The organism is Arthrobacter sp. 10N44_2 (assembly GCF_056394385.1).
The window spans coordinates 1-16,538 of record NZ_JBFTHT010000009.1; the positions used below are offsets into that span (position 1 = coordinate 1).

Annotated in this window: 17 protein-coding genes and 1 pseudogene; 5 read left to right on the forward strand and 13 right to left on the reverse strand. The window is 68.4% G+C overall.

Annotated features, from left to right (window positions below; all coding sequences use genetic code 11):
* The 9 genes from AC1DBX_RS11260 to AC1DBX_RS11300 all read right to left on the reverse strand — a co-directional run.
* A partial coding sequence (locus AC1DBX_RS11260) for a thiolase family protein (RefSeq protein ID WP_476931771.1) occupies positions 1 to 641 on the reverse strand: 641 nt, incomplete at its 3' end.
* Positions 638 to 1,123, reverse strand: coding sequence for a 4-carboxymuconolactone decarboxylase (gene pcaC, locus AC1DBX_RS11265; RefSeq protein ID WP_476850664.1), 486 nt, complete (start codon positions 1,121 to 1,123; stop codon positions 638 to 640). The genes pcaC and AC1DBX_RS11260, both read right to left, overlap by 4 nt.
* The gene (locus tag AC1DBX_RS11270; RefSeq protein WP_230007407.1) at positions 1,120 to 1,938 is read right to left on the reverse strand and encodes an alpha/beta fold hydrolase; all 819 of its coding nucleotides are present in this window, start codon (positions 1,936 to 1,938) and stop codon (positions 1,120 to 1,122) included. Before AC1DBX_RS11270 ends, pcaC begins: the two co-directional genes overlap by 4 nt.
* The gene (locus tag AC1DBX_RS11275; RefSeq protein ID WP_476931772.1) at positions 1,931 to 3,496 is read right to left on the reverse strand and encodes a lyase family protein; all 1,566 of its coding nucleotides are present in this window, start codon (positions 3,494 to 3,496) and stop codon (positions 1,931 to 1,933) included. The genes AC1DBX_RS11270 and AC1DBX_RS11275 overlap by 8 nt, the downstream gene beginning before the upstream one ends.
* Positions 3,493 to 4,083, reverse strand: coding sequence for a protocatechuate 3,4-dioxygenase subunit alpha (pcaG, locus tag AC1DBX_RS11280; protein WP_476850666.1), 591 nt, complete (start codon positions 4,081 to 4,083; stop codon positions 3,493 to 3,495). Before pcaG ends, AC1DBX_RS11275 begins: the two co-directional genes overlap by 4 nt.
* Complete coding sequence (gene pcaH, locus AC1DBX_RS11285; RefSeq protein WP_476931773.1) at positions 4,076 to 4,984, reverse strand: protocatechuate 3,4-dioxygenase subunit beta; 909 nt, start codon at positions 4,982 to 4,984, stop codon at positions 4,076 to 4,078. Before pcaH ends, pcaG begins: the two co-directional genes overlap by 8 nt.
* A 41-nt stretch (positions 4,985 to 5,025) precedes the next feature.
* Positions 5,026 to 6,999 (reverse strand): bifunctional sugar phosphate isomerase/epimerase/4-hydroxyphenylpyruvate dioxygenase family protein, encoded by a 1,974-nt coding sequence (locus tag AC1DBX_RS11290; protein ID WP_476931774.1) that lies wholly within the window; start codon positions 6,997 to 6,999, stop codon positions 5,026 to 5,028.
* Positions 6,999 to 7,880: a shikimate dehydrogenase gene (locus tag AC1DBX_RS11295; RefSeq protein ID WP_476931775.1), complete on the reverse strand. Its 882-nt coding sequence runs from the start codon at positions 7,878 to 7,880 to the stop codon at positions 6,999 to 7,001. Before AC1DBX_RS11295 ends, AC1DBX_RS11290 begins: the two co-directional genes overlap by 1 nt.
* 186 nt (positions 7,881 to 8,066) lie before the next feature.
* The gene (locus AC1DBX_RS11300; RefSeq protein WP_476850668.1) at positions 8,067 to 8,909 is read right to left on the reverse strand and encodes an IclR family transcriptional regulator; all 843 of its coding nucleotides are present in this window, start codon (positions 8,907 to 8,909) and stop codon (positions 8,067 to 8,069) included.
* A 225-nt stretch (positions 8,910 to 9,134) separates the two neighbouring features.
* On the opposite strand from AC1DBX_RS11300, the gene AC1DBX_RS11305 reads away from it, so the two are divergent.
* On the forward strand, positions 9,135 to 10,451 hold the full coding sequence (locus tag AC1DBX_RS11305) for an MFS transporter (protein WP_230007574.1): 1,317 nt from the start codon (positions 9,135 to 9,137) through the stop codon (positions 10,449 to 10,451).
* Positions 10,452 to 10,577: 126 nt separating this feature from the next.
* On the opposite strand, the gene AC1DBX_RS11310 is transcribed toward AC1DBX_RS11305, so the two are convergent.
* Complete coding sequence (locus tag AC1DBX_RS11310; protein WP_223914914.1) at positions 10,578 to 11,663, reverse strand: ATP-dependent DNA ligase; 1,086 nt, start codon at positions 11,661 to 11,663, stop codon at positions 10,578 to 10,580.
* 118 nt (positions 11,664 to 11,781) lie between these two features.
* Here AC1DBX_RS11310 and AC1DBX_RS11315 point away from each other — a divergent pair.
* From AC1DBX_RS11315 to AC1DBX_RS11325, 3 genes and pseudogenes are all read left to right on the forward strand, one after another.
* A pseudogene (locus tag AC1DBX_RS11315) lies at positions 11,782 to 11,928 on the forward strand (LLM class F420-dependent oxidoreductase); the annotation flags it as partial.
* A 71-nt stretch (positions 11,929 to 11,999) separates the two neighbouring features.
* The gene (locus AC1DBX_RS11320) at positions 12,000 to 13,733 is read left to right on the forward strand and encodes an alpha-amylase family protein (RefSeq protein ID WP_476931776.1); all 1,734 of its coding nucleotides are present in this window, start codon (positions 12,000 to 12,002) and stop codon (positions 13,731 to 13,733) included.
* A gap of 152 nt (positions 13,734 to 13,885) precedes the next feature.
* Complete coding sequence (locus AC1DBX_RS11325) at positions 13,886 to 14,122, forward strand: hypothetical protein (protein WP_018775353.1); 237 nt, start codon at positions 13,886 to 13,888, stop codon at positions 14,120 to 14,122.
* 4 nt (positions 14,123 to 14,126) lie between these two features.
* Here AC1DBX_RS11325 and AC1DBX_RS11330 read toward each other — a convergent pair whose 3' ends face one another.
* The 3 genes from AC1DBX_RS11330 to AC1DBX_RS11340 all read right to left on the reverse strand — a co-directional run bounded on the left by AC1DBX_RS11330 (position 14,127) and on the right by AC1DBX_RS11340 (position 15,884).
* Positions 14,127 to 14,423 (reverse strand): MoaD/ThiS family protein, encoded by a 297-nt coding sequence (locus tag AC1DBX_RS11330; RefSeq protein WP_476931828.1) that lies wholly within the window; start codon positions 14,421 to 14,423, stop codon positions 14,127 to 14,129.
* Positions 14,424 to 14,468: 45 nt separating this feature from the next.
* Complete coding sequence (locus AC1DBX_RS11335) at positions 14,469 to 15,593, reverse strand: WD40/YVTN/BNR-like repeat-containing protein (protein WP_223914911.1); 1,125 nt, start codon at positions 15,591 to 15,593, stop codon at positions 14,469 to 14,471.
* A gap of 78 nt (positions 15,594 to 15,671) precedes the next feature.
* Positions 15,672 to 15,884: a hypothetical protein gene (locus AC1DBX_RS11340; RefSeq protein ID WP_476931777.1), complete on the reverse strand. Its 213-nt coding sequence runs from the start codon at positions 15,882 to 15,884 to the stop codon at positions 15,672 to 15,674.
* A gap of 150 nt (positions 15,885 to 16,034) precedes the next feature.
* Between AC1DBX_RS11340 and AC1DBX_RS11345 the strand changes: the two genes are divergently transcribed.
* The gene (locus AC1DBX_RS11345) at positions 16,035 to 16,532 is read left to right on the forward strand and encodes a universal stress protein (protein ID WP_476931778.1); all 498 of its coding nucleotides are present in this window, start codon (positions 16,035 to 16,037) and stop codon (positions 16,530 to 16,532) included.
* Positions 16,533 to 16,538: the final 6 nt, after the last annotated feature.

The window sequence follows — 16,538 nt, forward strand, 5'->3', positions numbered from 1 at the left end:
ACCAGGTCCGTGCCCGGGACCGGGACGACGAGGTTGTCGTAGAACCCCTCGTCCCAGGCCGCGGCGGCGAGGTTGTGGGAGTCGGCGGAGAACTCGTCCTGCTGCTCGCGGGTCACGCCGTACTTCTCCCGGAGCCGTTCGGTGGCCTCACCCAGGGAGATGGTCCAGTCCTTCGGCATGGCCCGGTTCACCAGCCGCCAGCCCAGCGTGGTGGAGGCCAGGGTCAGGTCCCCGGCCGGGTAGGGCTTCTCGGTCTTGGGCAGCACCCACGGGGCCCGGGACATCGATTCGGCGCCGCCGATCAGCATCAGCTCGGCGTCGCCGGTGTTGATCTGGCGGGAGGCGATGATCGCCGCGTCCAGGGAGGACCCGCAGAGCCGGTTGACCGTGGTGCCCGGGACCGAGACGGGCAGCCCGGCCAGCAGGGTGCCCATCCGGGCGACGTTGCGGTTCTCCTCGCCGGCGCCGTTCGCGTTGCCGAACACCACCTCATCGATCCGCTCCACGTCCAGGGCCGGGGCGCGCTTCACGGATTCGCGGATCACGTGCGCGGCGAGATCATCCGGGCGGATCCCGGCGAGGCCGGAACCGAACTTCCCGAACGGCGTCCTCACAGCGTCATAGATAAATGCCTGATTCATGGGTTCTTGTCCGTTTCTGCTTCGTCCATGGCTGCGTCGTCCATGGAATGGAAGACCTGCTGGGCGGTCTTGAACGCGGTGTTGGCGGAGGGGACCCCGCAGTAGATGGCGGTCTGGAGCAGGATTTCCTTGATCTCGTCCCGGCTCAGGCCGTTGGTGATGGCGGCGCGGATGTGCATGGCCAGTTCTTCCCAGTGCCCGTGGGCCACCATGGCGGTCAGGGTGACGGCTGAGCGCATCTGGCGGCTGATCCCGGGCCGGGTCCAGATGCCGCCCCAGGCGATCCTGGTGATCATGTCCTGGAAGTCCTCCGTGAAGGAATCCTTGTTGGCGTTGGCGCGGTCCACGTGCGCGGCGCCGAGGACCTCGCGGCGGACTTTCATGCCGCCGTCGTAGATCTCTTGGCTGGTCGCGCCGGGCTGGACCACACCGTTGCGTTCGGGCCCGAGGAGTTCAGCACTGCCGGCTTCGGAGAGAGTCATGCTCCCGCTCCCTGGGACTCGGTCCAGGTGATGAGGCCCTTGAGCAGCTCGGCGACGTGACCCGGCGCCTCGAACGGCGCCAGGTGTGCCACGCCCTCCAGGCTGACGGCCGTGGCAGTGCCGCCGCCGGAGGTGATGCCCGCGGCGACTTCCCCGGCCATCGACGGCGGGGCGACGTCGTCCAGGGCGCCCGCCACAACCTGGGTGGGAACGCGGATGGTGCCGAGCTGGTCCCGCACGTCGAAGCCGGCCAGGGCCTCGCAGCAGAAGGCGTAGCTGAAGCGGTCGGCGTCCCTGAGGCTGTGCAGGAGCCGGCTGCTGAGCTCCGGCTGGCTCTCCATGAAGCCCGGCGCGAACCAGCGCTGCGCGGAACCCTGGATCATCACCGGGGTGCCCTGCGTGCGCACGGTTTCTGCGCGTTCCAGCCAGCCCTCGGCAGTGCCGAGCTTCGCGCCGGAACACTGCACGGAGAGGCTCTTGAGCCGGTCGCCGTGCTTGATGCCAAGCTGCAGTCCGGTGGCGCCGCCGAGAGATACCCCGGCGTAGTGGAAGCGCGCGCCCGGGGCGATCGAATCGACCAGGCCGATTACGGCATCCGCGAGGTCGGCGACCGTGAAGGTCTCCTCCGCCGCGGGCGAGACGCCGTGCCCCGGCAGGTCCCAGGCGATGACGTCGACGTCGGCGCCCAGCAACGTGCCGGCCTGGCTCCACAGCAGGGAGGATGTTCCGAGCGAGGGTCCGACGATGAGGAGGGGCTTGTCGCCGAGTTCGCGCTGGGGCGACAGCAGGACTGCTTTGACGGTGGGTCTAGCCACGGGAAGCTCCGTTCTGGATTTGGTGGGCGAGGGCGCCGGCCTGGCCGGTGTATTCCGGATACGCCGCGAGGATGCGGCGGGAGACCTCAGCGGCCTGGCCGAGGTAGTTGGCCGGGTTCAAAAGTTCCTCAAGCCGGGCGTCGCTGAGCAGCTCCTGCGGGACAGCGGCGCGGAGCAGTGCCCGGTAGGTGTCCGCCTGCTCCGCAGCCGGGGCCAGGAGCGTTTCGTCCACGACGGCCTGCAGCCGCTGTTTCCCGGTCCGGGCGGCTCCCGGGCCGGCACCGGTCCCGTCCACAACGGTCCCGTCCAAGAGCGGTGCGACGGCGGCGTTGACGGCTTCGGAAAGCAGCAGCGGGCCGCCGAGCTCGAGGTTGCGGCGCATCGCTCCGGGGAAGACCGCCATCCCTTCGGCCAGTTCGCGCAGCTGCACCGCGGCGCCGAGGGCCAGGCGCAGCAGCTGGCGCAGGGCCGCCCATTCGCTGTGCCAGGCGCCGTCGGGGCGTTCGTCGTTGAAATTGGCGGCCGCGAGATGCAGCTGTGCGGCCAGTGCCGGGGCCTGCAGGGCGGCGCTGCGGATCAGCACGGAGAGCACGGGGTTCTGCTTCTGCGGCATGGCCGAGGACACGCCGCGCCCCGCGACGCGCGGTTCCGCGATCTCGGCAACTTCGGGCCGGCTCAGGAACAGGACGTCTGCGGCCATCTTTCCGGCCGCGTCGGTCACCGCCGCCAGCGCGTCGCCGAGCGAGGTCACGGCCAGCCGGTTGCTGTGCCAGGGGGCAGGAACGGGAGCGAGACCCAGGCGGGCGGCCAGCCGGTCGGCGAGGTCAAACGGGGACAGCGTCCCCGCGGCCGGCCCAGCGCCGTCAGTGAGTACAGTGCCGTCAATAAGTACAGTGCCGTCAATAAGTACAGTGCCGTCAATAAGTACAGTGCCGGAAGCCAGGGTCCCGGCGGCGCCGCCGGTCTGTACCGGCAGTTCGAGGGCCTCGAGCCGGCCGGCCGCGGCGGCCAGCCCGCTGAACCATTGCGCGGCCCGCAGCCCGAAGGTGTAGGGAAGCGAGTGCTGGGTCAGGCTGCGGGCCACACAAAGCGTGTGCCCGTGGGTTTCGGCGAGGCCGGCGAGGGCGGCCGTTGCCGACCGGAGCTCCGCGAGCAGTTCGCGGATGGCCCCGGCGGCCAGCACCATCAGGGCAGAGTCGAGCACGTCCTGGCTGGTCAGCGAGGTGTGAACGGCGCGGACGGCACCGAGTCCGGCGGTGTCCAGGTTCCTGACCTGCTCCCGGAGGTCGGCGAGCAGCGGGATGACGGGGTTGCCGCCGCCTTGGGCCCGGACGGCGAGGTCCGCGACGTCGTACCGCTGCACGTCCGCGGCGGCGGCCACCACCGCGGCGGAGCCGGCCGGGGCCAGGCCAGCCTCGTCCAGGACCGCCGCCCAGGCGGCCTCGACCTTGAGGATGGCGGCGAGCACCGCACGGTCCCCGGTCAGCGCCGCCACGAACGGCGACGCCGACACGGGACTGAGCAGGCCGGCGTCGCCGTCGGTTTCGAAGAAGGTCACTTGGAGGCACCCTCGGCGCTGCTGAAATCCAGGAACACGGTCTCGCCCTCGCCCTGGAGGCGGATGTCCCAGTTCAGTCCGCCGTCGGGATCCCGGCGTGCGATCAGGGTCCGGCGCCGGTCCGGGTCAAGCGAGCTGAGCAGCGGATCCTTGGCCAGGGCTTCCTCGTCTTCCGGCAGGTAGACGCGGGTGAACAGGCGGTTCATCAGGCCCCGGGCGAAGACGGCGACGGCGATGAACGGCGCCGCGCCCTCCTCGGTGGGGCCGGGGTTCACCGTGGTGAAGGTGAAGGCGCCGGTGTTGCCGACAGCGCTGCGGCCGAAGCCGGTGAAGGTGTAGCCGTCCCGGACCAGGGAGCCCGTGCGGTGCGGGACCTTGCCGTCCGCGTCGGCCTGCCAGATCTCCAGGATCGCGTCCGGGATCGGGTGCCCGGCGCCGTCATAGACGGTGCCCTGGAGCCGGATGGAACCCGGGGATCCGGGAGCCAGGAGCTCGCGGTCCTTGGCGAAGGGCAGGGCGTAGCCATAGAACGGCCCCACGGTCTGGCCCGGTGTCGGGGTGAGTTTACCCACGGCGTTGCTATTCATTCTCATCGCCTCCTGCGCCCAATGCCTCGTTTTCGGTCCAGGTCCGCTTGGACCCGGTCAGGACGATGTCCCAGTTGTACGCCAGAGCCCATTCAGGCTTGGTCTGCTCGTGGTTGTAGGTGGCCACGAGCCGGTCGCGGGCATCCTGGTCCACGATCGACTGGTAGATCGGGTCCAGCGGGAACAGCTGGTCACCGGGGAAGTACATCTGGGTGACGATCCGCTGGGTGAACTCCTGCCCGAACAAGGAGAAGTGGATGTGGGCCGGGCGCCAGGCATTGAGGTGGTTCTTCCACGGGTAGGCGCCGGGCTTGATGGTGGTGAAGCTGTAGGAGCCGTCCGCGCCCGTGATGCAGCGGCCGACGCCGGTGAAGTTGGGATCCAGCGGTGCCGGGTGCTGGTCACGCTTGTGGATGTAGCGGCCGGCGGAGTTCGCCTGCCAGATTTCGACAAGCTGGCCGGCGACGGGGCGTCCGTCGCCGTCGAGCACCCGGCCGGAGACCACGATGCGTTCGCCGAGCGGCTCGCCGTTGTGCGCGATGGTCAGGTCCGCTTCCAGCGCGTGCACGTCCATGTGCCCGAACGCCGGCGAGTACAGTTCGATGGTTTCCGGATCCGCGTGGTGCAGATCCTTGGTGGGGTGGCGCAGGACGCTGCTGCGGTACGGCGCGTAGTCGAGCCGCGGCTGGGTTTCGGCCGGGGCTCCGCCTTTGAGGGCCTGCGCGTACGCTTCGCCGATCGCCTCCATCTCGGCGCTGAGGTCCGCCTGCGACTCCGCGGCAGTATCCAAGGCATGGACGGCGGGCGCATGCGTCTTTGGTGCGGCCTCCGTGGCTTCGTCGGACACGTCCTCGGTGATCGGGTCGGCGTTGAAGACGTCGAGGTTGATTTCTTCAGGCACAGCAGCCTCCTTTCGTTGATGTGTTTGTTGTTCGGATGGGGTCAGGAAGTACGGGTCAGCTGGTGCAGGTGGTCGTACTGGACGGCGTGCCGCACCGGGGCGTTCGGGGCGCCATAGCCGTCGTAGGCACCGCGGCGCTCCACCATTTCGAAGAACACGCTGCCCACCGTGGCGGTGTAGAAGTGCAGGAACTCGCCGTCGGCGTCGCGGTCATAGAGCAGGTTGAGCTCACGGAGCGTGGCCAGGAATTCCGGGTCCAGAGCGAACCGGGCGTCGAGGTCCTCGTAGTAGTTCGCGGGGATCTGCAGGAAGTCCAGTCCGCGGTCCCGTGCGGACCGGGCCGTAGCTACGAGGTCATCCACGGCGAAGGCGATGTGCTCCTGGTAGCCGGGGCGGTGGCCGGTGCCGGCAGTCCCTTCCTGCTGGATCAGCGGGGCCAGGTTCAGCACCAGGCGGACGCCCCGGTCCTGCGTCAGCATCACCTGGGACCGGACCAGCCCGGTGGGGCTGGCCACCTCGGCGAACGGCTGCGGTTCCAGTGCGAGGGCGCTGGTGTAGAAGAGCACGGCCTCGTCGAAGTGCTGCCACGACTGCGCGAGGTTCACGTGGTCGATCACCGCGCCCGGGTGCTCTACCGGGTCCGCCGCGGCGACGTCCAGGCCGTCGCCGAATTCCCCGGTCCACGCGACGGTGCCGTCCGGGCTGCCCTGGCAGAGGAAGATTTCGGTGGAGTCCGGCGCGGCGAAGCCCTGGAAGACTTCCTCGTTGGCCTGGCTCTTGCGCGGCACGGCGGGGGCCTTGAGCTGCTGGGCGCGGGCGGCGGCGATGACGGGAGAGTCGACGTCGAAGCCCAGGGCGGAGATGGCAGGGGCGGCGGGAGCCGGCTGGCCGGTACCGGCGGCAGCGGTCGCCGTGCCGATGGCTGCCGGTTCTTCGTTGATGATCACGCGCGCGTGGCCCATGGTCCACAATTGCACATCCTTCGTGCGATGCCGCCCGTTGAACGCAAACCCCAGCTGGCCCAGCAGGGTTTCCAGTCCGACGGTGTCACCGGCCCGGACCTCGGCGAAGTTGAAGCCGGCGGGCTCGGCCACGCGGGGAAGCGTGGCCAGCTCCATGGGGTAGCGGCGCCGGGCACCGGACACCGGGCCGGCCGCCCCGCTGGTCATCCCGCCTGCTGCATTCGCCGGGTTTGCCTCGAGCCAGGCGGCGCTCTGCTCTTCGAGCCAGATCAGCGACCGCATGGCGTCGACGGCGGTGCGCTCGACGTCGGCCTGGCGGAAGACGTCGTTGAACACTTCCAGCGACACCGGTCCCGTGTAGCCCGCGCGGACCACGTGGCCCATGAACTTGGCGAGTTCGAACTGGCCCTCCCCTGGAAACACCCGGTAGTGCCGGCTCCAGGACAGCACGTCCATGGACAGCTTGGGGGCATCGGCGACCTGGACGAAGAAGATTTTCTCCGGGTCGAAGGCCTCGATCGGCGCGGTATCCCAGTCCCGGGAGAGGATGTGGAAGGAGTCCAGGCAGGTGCCCAGGTTGGGGTGGTCCACCATCCCAACCAACCGGTGGGCGTGCTCGTAGTCGTTCACGTACTTGCCCCAGGCCAGGGCCTCATAGGCGACCTTGACGCCGTGGTCACCCGCGAGGTCCGCGAGCCGGGAAAGCTGTGCGGCGCGGAGCTCGTCATCGTCGATCGTGGCGGTGCCGACGTTGGAGCACAGCAGCATGGTGTCCATGCCCAGGCGGGACATGAGCCGGAACTTGGCGTCCGCGCGGCGCAGGTTGGCGGCGAGCAGGTCCTCGGGAACGCTGTCGAAGTCCCGGAAGGGCTGGTAGAGATCCAGGTTCAGGCCGAGGTCGGCGGCCAGTTTCCGGACGTCCTCCGGGCTCAGCGGGGACGTCACGAGGTCCTGTTCGAAGATCTCGATCCCGTCGAAGCCGGCCACCGCGCAGGCCTGCATTTTTTCCCGCAAGGTGCCGGCGAGGCAGACGGTGGCGATCCCGGTGCGCATCAGGCGGGCACCTCTTCCGCGGCCACAAGTTCCAGGAAGTGGGAGCGCATTCGGTCGGCGTCGGCCTGGCGCCCGGTGAAGATCCGGAAGGCGTCCGCCGCCTGGCCCACGGCCATCCGGCCGCCGTCGAGCACCTCGCAGCCCTTGGCGCGCGCCTCGCGGACGAGCTCGGTTTCGATCGGCCGGTACACGATGTCGGCCACCCAGTGCCGGGACTCCACGAGGGACATGTCCAGCGGAACCCCCGGATGGGCGGCCATGCCCACCGGGGTGCAGTGCACCAGGCCGTCGGCCTGCGGCATGAGCTGCGGGAGCTCCGCCGTCGTCCGGGCGGTGACGGTCCGGTCCGGGAAGAACCCGGCGAGCTCGGCCGCCCGGGCGGCGGACCGGGCCGCGTCGGTGTCCACGAGGTCCAGCTCGCGGACCCCCCCGGTGAGCAGGGCGTAGGCGACGGCGGAGCCGGCGCCGCCGGCTCCCAGCTGCACCACGCGATCCAGGGCGGCGCCGGGGAGCCCGGAGGCCAGCGCCGCGGCGAAGCCGGAGAAGTCGGTGTTGTGGCCAATGAAGCGGCCGTCGCGGATCACCACGGTGTTCACGGCGCCGAGGCGCCGGGCGTCGGCGGAGACCTCATCCAGGTACTCGAGCACGAGCTGCTTGCAGGGGTGCGTGATGTTCAATCCGTTGAACCCGAGGCTCCGGGCGCCGGAGAGCAACTCCCCCACGGCCCGGCCGGGCAGGCCGAGTTCGGTGAGGTCGATGGGGCGGTAGAGGTACCGGAGGCCCTGCACGTCGCCCTCGCGTTCATGCATGTAGGGCGTGAGGGAGGGCATGACGCCGTCTCCCACAAGGCCCACGAGGAAGGACTCTGCTCGATTGCTCATCCAGTTTGCTCCTTTGACAACGGCACTCGGCGGGCTGCGACGCTTGCGGCGTCCGCGGCGGGCCGGGTGATAGGGATTACATTACAGACTTTGTTCACATGTTGCACTGTTGTTCGAATGACGAACATATTATTACGACACCGGCGTATTTCGGCGCCCGCTTTCATGAAGCCGGCTGGTCGGCCGTCACCGCTGGGGCAGCCGGGCCGACAGCTCGGCGGCCGCCGCCTGCAGCAGCGGCACGAGGGCCACGAGGGCCTCCATGCTCAGGCGGAAGACCGGGACCGCGGTGGCCAGCGAGGCGAAGGCGTGCCCCTGGGCGTTGAAAACCGGGACGGCGACGGCGCGCATGCCGAGTTCGTTTTCCTCATCCATGGTGGCGAAGCCCTGGCGCCGGACCTGCTCGATTTCGGCCCGGAAAGCCTCGCGGTCCGTAATGGAGAGCGCCGTCAGCGGTTCCAGGGGCAGCTCCTCGACGAGCTGGGCGCGGGTGGCGTCGTCGGCGAACGCCACCAGCGCCTTGCCCACCGAGGTGGTATGAAGTGCCCCGAGATGCCCGGGGTCGCTCGTGACCCGGAAGGTCTGCGGGCCGTCCACCTTGTTCACCGTCAGGTGGTGGATGCCGTCCCGCACGGAGAGGATGGTCGCCTCACCCGTTTCCTCGGTCACGCGCCGCAGGATGGGCAGCGCCGTACCCGCGAAGCCGTGGTGGTTGGAGACGCGCTGGCCAAGCTGGAAGACCCTCAGTCCCAGGTGGTACCGGCGGCCGTCCGGCTCGTAGTCAACGAAGCCGTCCCGCGTCAGGGAGCCGAGCAGGCGGTACGTGGTACTGAACGGCAGATCCGCGCGGCGGGAGATCTCCGCGGCGCTGGCGCCCCGCGGCTCGTCGCCCAGGAGGACCAGCAGGCCCAGGGCCTTGCCCACCATGTCCGTCCGCGAGTCCTCCCTGGCGGCCTTGGCAGGCTTCGAAGGGGCTTCCGCCGGATACCCGGAAACGGCGGGAACATCTGTGGTTTGATTCACACTCATGCATCGATGTTCCCACATAGTGAGAGCTATTTCTAGATGGTGATTATTTTTGTTGACAAGTGACTGCGCTCACAGTCATGATTGCTACATCGCACAAGTAGCTTCCACCATGTGGCTACTAGTCCGGGTCTTTCCACGGACCTCCGGCTGCACCACACTTAAGCAAGCGGCAGCCGAGACCTTCCTGATCCATCCGCGACAACGTCGTCACACCAAAGGAACACCATGAGCCACACTGTCCCGTCCACGACGCCGGGTATAACCACAGGAGGGACGCCGAAGAAGGCGGCCCTTGCCAGCTTCCTGGGCAGCGCCGTCGAGTATTACGACTTCTTCATCTTCGGTTCCGCAGCCGCGCTGATCTTCCCGCATGTCTTCTTCCCCGATGCGGACACCAACGCGGCGATCATGTCGTTCGCCACCTTCGGCTTTGCCTACATTGCCCGCCCGGTCGGCGCCGTTATCCTCGGCCACTTCGGTGACAGGATAGGGCGCCGGAAGGTCCTCATGTTCACGCTGTTGCTGATGGGCGCTTCCACCTTTGCCATCGGCTGCCTGCCGGACTTCAAGACGGTCGGCTGGTGGGCCCCTGTCCTGCTGGTGCTGGCGCGTCTTTGCCAGGGCTTTTCCGCTGCCGGCGAGCAGGCCGGCGCCTCGTCCATGACGCTCGAGCACGCCCCGGACAACCGCCGCTCCTTCTTCACCTCCTGGACCCTGACCGGCACCCAGGGCGGCCAGATCCTTGCCGCCCTCGTCTTCATCCCGGTCCTCGCCCTGCCTGACGACATCAAGTACACGATCGGCTGGCGCATCCCGTTCTGGCTCAGCGCCGTGGTTGTGCTGATCGCGTTCTTCATCCGCCGCACCCTGCACGAACCGCCGGCGTTCGAGGAGGCCCAGAAGACCAAGCAGATCTCCAAGCTCCCCGTCGCGGACCTCCTCAAGAGCCACTGGCGCGATGTCCTCCGCGTCATCGCCTGCGCCTTCATCGCCGCCGTGTCCACCGTCTTCGGCACCCTGGCCATCAGCTACGCCAAGAACGTCGCCGGCGTGGACGGCACCACCACCCTCTGGCTCGTCGTCGGCGCCAACTTCATGGCACTGGGCACCCAGCCGCTCTTCGGCATGCTCGCCGACAAGATCGGCCGCAAGCCGGTCTTCATCTACGGCGCACTGTCCAGCGCAGCCCTGACCCCGGTCTTCCTGCTGAGCCTCGAATCCGGCAACGTCGCGCTGATGTTCCTTGCGGCAATCGCGTTCTTCTCCTTCGGCTACGCTGCGGCCAACGCGGTCTGGCCCTCCTTCTACGCCGAGATGTTCAGCACCAACGTCCGCTTCTCCGGCCTCGCAATCGGCACCCAGCTGGGCTTCCTGATGGCCGGCTTCGCCCCGGCGATCGTGGCGGCCATGGGCGGCATCCAGCCCGGCGGCTGGGTCCAGATCTCCATCTTCACCGCAATCATCTGCCTCATCGCCACCGTCGCGGCGCTGACGGCCAAGGAAACATTCCGGGTCCCCACCAAGCAGCTCGGCCAGCGGTAGCCCCCGCACCGGCAGCGGATCCCAACCGCACTTCCGCACAGCTTTTCCGCACCAACGACGGCGGCCCGTCCCTTTGGGGGCGGGCCGCCGTCGTTGATGCGTTGAGCGGGTCAGCGGGCTAACCGGTTAGCGGGCGGCGCCCAGTACCGCGGCGAGATCGAACTTCACCGGTTCCTCCAGCTGGTCATAGGTGCAGGAACGCGGATCACGGTCCGGACGCCAGCGCAGGAACTGGGCTGTGTGCCGGAACCGTTCGCCCTCCATATGGTCATACTTCACTTCCACCACGCGCTCGGGCCGCAGCGGGGTGAAGGACAGGTCTTTGCCGCCGCTCCACCGGCTTCCCTCGGCCTTCCGCGGAGTGCGCGCCCCCTCCTCCTGCCGGGCCCAGGCCCAGGGGTGGTCGTCAAAACCGGTGACCAGCTCCTGCAGCTCGGCAAACAGCTCCGCGCGCCGGGCCATCGGGAAAGCTCCCACCACGCCGACGTTCGCCAGCACCCCGGCGTCGTCGTAGAGCCCCAGGAGCAGCGAGCCGATCCGGTCCGGACCGGATGTGTGCACGCGGTATCCGGCGAGCACGCAGTCCGCCGTCCGTTCGTGCTTGACCTTGACCATCGCGCGCTTGTCCGGCTGGTAGCTGCCCTCCAGCGTCTTGGCCACAATCCCGTCCAGTCCGGCGCCCTCGAACTGCCGGAACCAGCGCTGCGCCGTGTCCCGGTCGGAGGTCGCGGCTGTGAGGTGGACCGGCGCCGCGCTGGCTGCCAGTGCGCGCTCCAGCTGCCGGCGGCGCTCGGAGAAGGGTTTGCCCGTGAGATCCTCGTCGCCGAGGGCCAGCAGGTCGAACGCCACGAAGCGCGCCGGGGTCTGTTCCGCGAGCAGCTTCACCCGGCTGGCGGCCGGATGGATGCGCTGCTGGAGCGCGTCGAAGTCCAGCCGGTCCCCGGAGGCCGCCACCAGGATGATCTCGCCGTCCACCACGCAGCGTTCCGGCAGCTCCGACTTCAGCGCCTCGACAAGCTCGGGGAAATAGCGCGTCATCGGCTTGCCGTTCCGGCTGCCGATCTCCACCTCGTCGCCGTCACGGAAGATGATGGAGCGGAACCCGTCCCATTTCGGCTCAAAGAGCCAGCCCGTTCCGGCGTCCGGCGACGGCAGGGCCGGGAGTGCTTTGGCCAGCATGGGCGCAATGGGAGGCATCAACGGCAGGTGCATAGCGCCCATTCTTGCGCCGCGGACCCGGGACCGCCACCCCCACGCAGTGGTTCCTCGCGAGGGGCTCCTCAACTGGGGACTCCTCGACACGGTCCGGCCCCGGCGGTAAACATGGGTGATGGCTACCATCGGGTTCCACGCCTCGCATGAGCAGATCAGCCCCCGCCTCCTCCTGCAGGACGTTCAACTGGCCGGGCAGGCAGGCTTCGATGCCGCCATGTGCTCGGACCATATTGAGCCGTCGTCGGCCCGGCAGAGCCACTCCTTCGCCGAACACGTCCTCCCCCAGCTCCGCCCGGCGGCGGGACAGGCTCCGGCCGGAACGGACGGTGCGCTGTGAGAATCGCCGAGACCTCGGACCTCTGGTGGAAGAACGCGGTGATTTACTGCCTGGATCCGGAGACGTTCATCGACGGCGACGGCGACGGCACCGGAGATTTCGGCGGACTGATCCAACGGGTGGACTATCTTGCCGCTCTCGGCATCACGTGCATCTGGCTCATGCCCTTCTACCCTTCCCCGGACCGCGACGACGGCTACGACGTCACCGACATGTACGGCGTGGATCCCCGGCTCGGAAGCCTGGGGGACCTGGTGGAATTCATCCGCACCGCCAACGACCGCGGCATCCGGGTGATCGCGGACTTCGTCATCAACCACACCTCCGACCGGCACCCGTGGTTCGTCCAGGCGCGCAAGTCCGTGGACAACCCCTACCGCGACTACTACGTCTGGCGGAAGGACACGCCGCCGGACACCTCGGACCAGGTGGTGTTTCCCGGCGAGGAAACGTCCATCTGGACCCAGGACAAGGCCACCGGTGAGTGGTATCTGCACATGTTCGCCAAACACCAGCCGGACCTGAACGTGATGAATGCCAAGGTGCGGGACGAGATTGCGAAGTCAATGGGATTCTGGCTGCAGCTGGGCCTGGACGGCTTCCGGCTGGACGCGGTGCCCTTCTTCCTGGAGCTGGTCGGCGAGCCCAAGGATGAAGCCGCGAAAATCGACCCGCACCAGTACCTGAGCGCCCTGCGCAGCTTCCTCAACCGCCGCCATGGCAGCGCGGTGCTGCTGGGCGAGGTCAACCTTCCATACAAAGAGCAGCTGAAGTACTTCGGCGGCCCTGCCGGCAACGAGCTGAACATGCAGTTTGATTTCCTCTCCATGCAGAACATGTACCTGTCACTTGCCCGGCAGGACGCCCGGCCGCTGGCCCGGACGCTCGGCAGCCGTCCGAAGGTCAATCCCGACAACCAATGGGCCATGTTCGTCCGGAACCACGATGAACTCACCCTGGACAAGCTCAGCGATGCCGAACGCGAGGAGGTCTTCGCGGCCTTCGGTCCGGATCCCGACATGCAGATGTACGGCCGCGGACTGCGGCGGCGGCTGCCCACCATGCTCGGCGGCGACCCGGCCAGGATCCGCATGGTGTACTCCCTGATGTTCTCGCTGCCGGGCACCCCGGTGCTCTTCTACGGCGAAGAGATCGGGATGGGCGAAGATCTGCGCGCGAAGGGCCGCTCGGCCGTCCGCTCCCCCATGCAGTGGGACCACACCGAAAATGGCGGCTTCTCGACCGCCCCGCCGGGGGACCTCGTCGCCCAGCCCGTGGACGGACCGTACGGGCCCGCGCGCATCAACGCCGCGGCCGCGAAACGGGATCCCGATTCGCTGTGGAACTTCATCGCGACACTGATCCAGCGGTACCGGGAATGTCCCGAGCTCGGCTGGGGCAGGTTTGCCCTCATCAAGCAGGCCTCACCGGCGGTGTTGCTGCACCGCTGCACGTGGGACGGCTCTACAGTGGTGGTCGCCCACAATTTTGGCGCCGAACCGGCGTCTGTGACGGCCTCGGTGGTCCCGCCGGAAGGCGAGGAAGGCGCCCCGGAGGGTCCGGACGGGAAGGGCGCGGCGGGGCGGTCCTACGCCGGGGCCGTGCTCCGGGACCTGCTCGGCGGCGAGGACATTCCGCTCTCCGACGACGGCGCCTTCGAAGTCCCGCTGGACCGCTACGGGTACCGGTGGTTCCGGGTCGAGCGCCCGGGCGAACGCCAGCTCCCCTGAGGGCGCCCGCAGCCCTGATGGTGGCCGGTATCCGCTGCGCCCCCGAAATCTAACCGGCCCCTTACCGTGCCGAAACGCGGACGCAACATTGGCGCAGGAGACTGGAAGTGCCGGCAAGAGCAGGCACCAACTCCAGTCCAGGAGGCCCCGCCATGTTGAAGGAAGCGAAAGCCCATGTAACCCGCGTCCGCGCGCTCGACCAGCTGCACCGCGGCGACGAGATCGAGGCCCGCCTGCGGGTGGGCCCGAACTACGATGACGTCGTGATCCGCCGCGGCAGCGTTCAGGAAACGGCCCCCGGAATCGGCGTCGTCTGGATCATGGACCGCCACACCGGCATGCGCAAGGCCATCAATGCCGACGAATGCAGCGTCTGGCGGGTCGCCTGAGGCGTCAGCCTCCGGCCACCGACTGGATGATGAGGACTTCCTGGCCCGGCGCCACGGCAGTCACCAGACCCTGCAGCCGCCGGATTTCATTCCCGTTGACGTATATATTCACGTAACGGCGAACACTTCCGGTCTCGTCCCGCAACCGCCGCGACAGCGCCGGATAGCCCCCGGTCACCGTATCCAGCACCCACTCCACCGTCACCGTTGCCTCGGCGGGCGCAGTCAGGATGGACTGCCCGCCGGCGAGCGGTTGGAGGACGCTGGGCAGGACCACGCTGATCGCCGAGTCTGCCGGCATGGCGTCGCCGCTGATCTCGCCGCTGTTCACGCGCTTTTTACCCCTTCACGCCTGCGCCGGAAGCAGGGCAGTGGAGACCACGGCTGCCCGCACGCACAGCACATCCGGCAGGTGCGAGGCGACCTCGGTAAAGTGTTCTCCCTCGTCAGCGCTGGCGTAGACACTGCCGCCGCGCGTCCCGAAGTAGACGCCCGCAGGCTCCGCGCTGTCGACGCTGGCAGCATCACGGAGCACGGCGTTGTACTCGGCTTCCGGCAGCCCGGCATCGAGCCGTTTCCAGTTGGCGCCGGCGTCATCGGTCCGGTGTACGGCCAGCTTCCCGTCCGGCGGGATACGTTCGCCGTCAGCCTTCAGCGGGACCACCCAGGCGGTACCGGCCCGGCGCGGATGCGTCAGCATCACAAAACCGAAGTCCGCCGGCAGCCCTTCGGCGATCGACTCCCACGATTCGGCGCCGTCGTCGCTGCGGTACACGCCGTGATGGTTTTGCGCGTACAGGCGGCCGTCGACGGCGGCGTCGGCCGCGATCTTGTGCACGCACTGGCCGAATTCCGGGTTGGGATCCGGCATGAAGTACGCGGAAATTCCCTTGTTGCGCGGCTCCCAGGAGGTGCCGCCGTCGAGCGAGCGGTAGACCCCTCCGGTGCTCATGGCGACGTGGACTTTCTCGCCCGTGGGGTCGACGACGATCGAGTGCGCCGCAGCGCCGCCATAGCCTGCGCCCCATTCGCTGCGGTGCGGATGGTCCCAGAGGCCGCGGTTGAGCTCAAAGTGCTCGCCGCCGTCGGTGGATTTCCAGACCGAGATCGGTTCGCAGCCCGCCCACACGACGCCCGGGCGGGAGTCGGCGTCGGGATAGATCTGCCAGATCCGTTCCAGGGCGGCGTCGGTGCCGTCGGGGAACGTGATGGCGCCGTTTTCGGGTTCGGTCCAGGATCCGCCGAGATCATCTGAGTGGAAAACCGTGGGGCCCCAGTGCTCGGAGCGGACCCCCACCAGGATCCGGGTCCTGTCATCGCGGGTATCGATGGCGATGCTGGGCACCTCACTCATCAGAAAATGCGGGCCGGACAGCGACCAGTCCTTCCGGTCCTGGCTGGTCGCCAGCCAAAGGCCTTTCTTGGTCCCGATCGCCAGGACGTAACTCTCTGCAGTAGCCATGGGGTCCATGCAACCATCCCCGCCGGAAGGCCGCAACGGTTTTCTCCCGGCGCCCGCCGGCATGCCCTGCCGCGCCGGTGGCATCTTTCAGTCGACGAACTCCGACTGCGTCTCGATGAAGTCCCAGTCCGCGGCCGTCAATACGGCCACGCCGGCGGCGGACGGCTCAGCCGGACCGGGCCCGCCGGCATCCGCGATTCCCCGCTGCACGGCCTCGGGCAGTTCAATGGTCCGCAGGTTTTCCCGAAGCCATTCCTTGCTCGCCAAATCCAGATCCAACCACCACATGTAGATCTCCACGGCGGCCACCTCCTCCTGTGTTCTTCAACCGTAGGCCCCACCCCCGGGCTGTTCAAGGGAGGCCGCGGCAAACGGCGCCCGCACCCTCCCGGGCCGGCAGACGGGAAGTAAGCCCCTGTTCAGGGCCGCACCCCGGCGCCAGAATGAAGTATGCCTGACGACTCCGCCCACGGCCCGGCGCCCCTCGTGGTGGGTGTGGTTCCGGGACAGTATCCGGAAGTGCTGCAGACGGCGGCATCCCTCGCGAAGTCCCTCGCCGCGCCCTTGATCTGCGCCTACGTGGACGAGGCCAGCTACCTCGTGGAGTGGGACCCGGCGCGGTCCGCGCACCGACTGTCCCTGCACCCGGACGCGGACGACACCCGGATTCGGGCCACCGCCCAGGAGCTGCGTTCCGTTGTTGAGGCACTCTGCGTTCCCCTGGGAATCGACTGGACGCTGCGCACCCTGGCCGGGGATCCCGCCCGGGCGATCGGCAGGCTGGCCGCGGACACCAACGCATCCATGATCGTGGTGGGGACCCCCGAACGCGGCATCGGCCACCGCATCTCCGCCGCGCTGAACGGCTCCGTGGCGGCATGGCTCAGCCACCATCAGGAACGACCGATCCTGATCGTTCCGGGCGTCGCTCCGGCAGTAAGAAAATAAAGCGAA

What these genes read in the sequence shown, in the direction of transcription:
- AC1DBX_RS11310 (WP_223914914.1), bottom strand. Translation starts at nt 11,663, where the DNA reads ATGCACCTGCCGTTGATGCCTCCCATTGCGCCCATGCTGGCCAAAGCA.
- AC1DBX_RS11335 (WP_223914911.1), bottom strand. Translation starts at nt 15,593, where the DNA reads ATGGACCCCATGGCTACTGCAGAGAGTTACGTCCTGGCGATCGGGACC.
- pcaC (WP_476850664.1), bottom strand. Translation starts at nt 1,123, where the DNA reads ATGACTCTCTCCGAAGCCGGCAGTGCTGAACTCCTCGGGCCCGAACGC.
- AC1DBX_RS11330 (WP_476931828.1), bottom strand. Translation starts at nt 14,423, where the DNA reads ATGCCGGCAGACTCGGCGATCAGCGTGGTCCTGCCCAGCGTCCTCCAA.
- AC1DBX_RS11300 (WP_476850668.1), bottom strand. Translation starts at nt 8,909, where the DNA reads ATGAGTGTGAATCAAACCACAGATGTTCCCGCCGTTTCCGGGTATCCG.
- AC1DBX_RS11305 (WP_230007574.1), top strand. Translation starts at nt 9,135, where the DNA reads ATGAGCCACACTGTCCCGTCCACGACGCCGGGTATAACCACAGGAGGG.
- AC1DBX_RS11290 (WP_476931774.1), bottom strand. Translation starts at nt 6,999, where the DNA reads ATGCGCACCGGGATCGCCACCGTCTGCCTCGCCGGCACCTTGCGGGAA.
- AC1DBX_RS11295 (WP_476931775.1), bottom strand. Translation starts at nt 7,880, where the DNA reads ATGAGCAATCGAGCAGAGTCCTTCCTCGTGGGCCTTGTGGGAGACGGC.
- AC1DBX_RS11345 (WP_476931778.1), top strand. Translation starts at nt 16,035, where the DNA reads ATGCCTGACGACTCCGCCCACGGCCCGGCGCCCCTCGTGGTGGGTGTG.
- AC1DBX_RS11325 (WP_018775353.1), top strand. Translation starts at nt 13,886, where the DNA reads ATGTTGAAGGAAGCGAAAGCCCATGTAACCCGCGTCCGCGCGCTCGAC.
- pcaG (WP_476850666.1), bottom strand. Translation starts at nt 4,083, where the DNA reads ATGAATAGCAACGCCGTGGGTAAACTCACCCCGACACCGGGCCAGACC.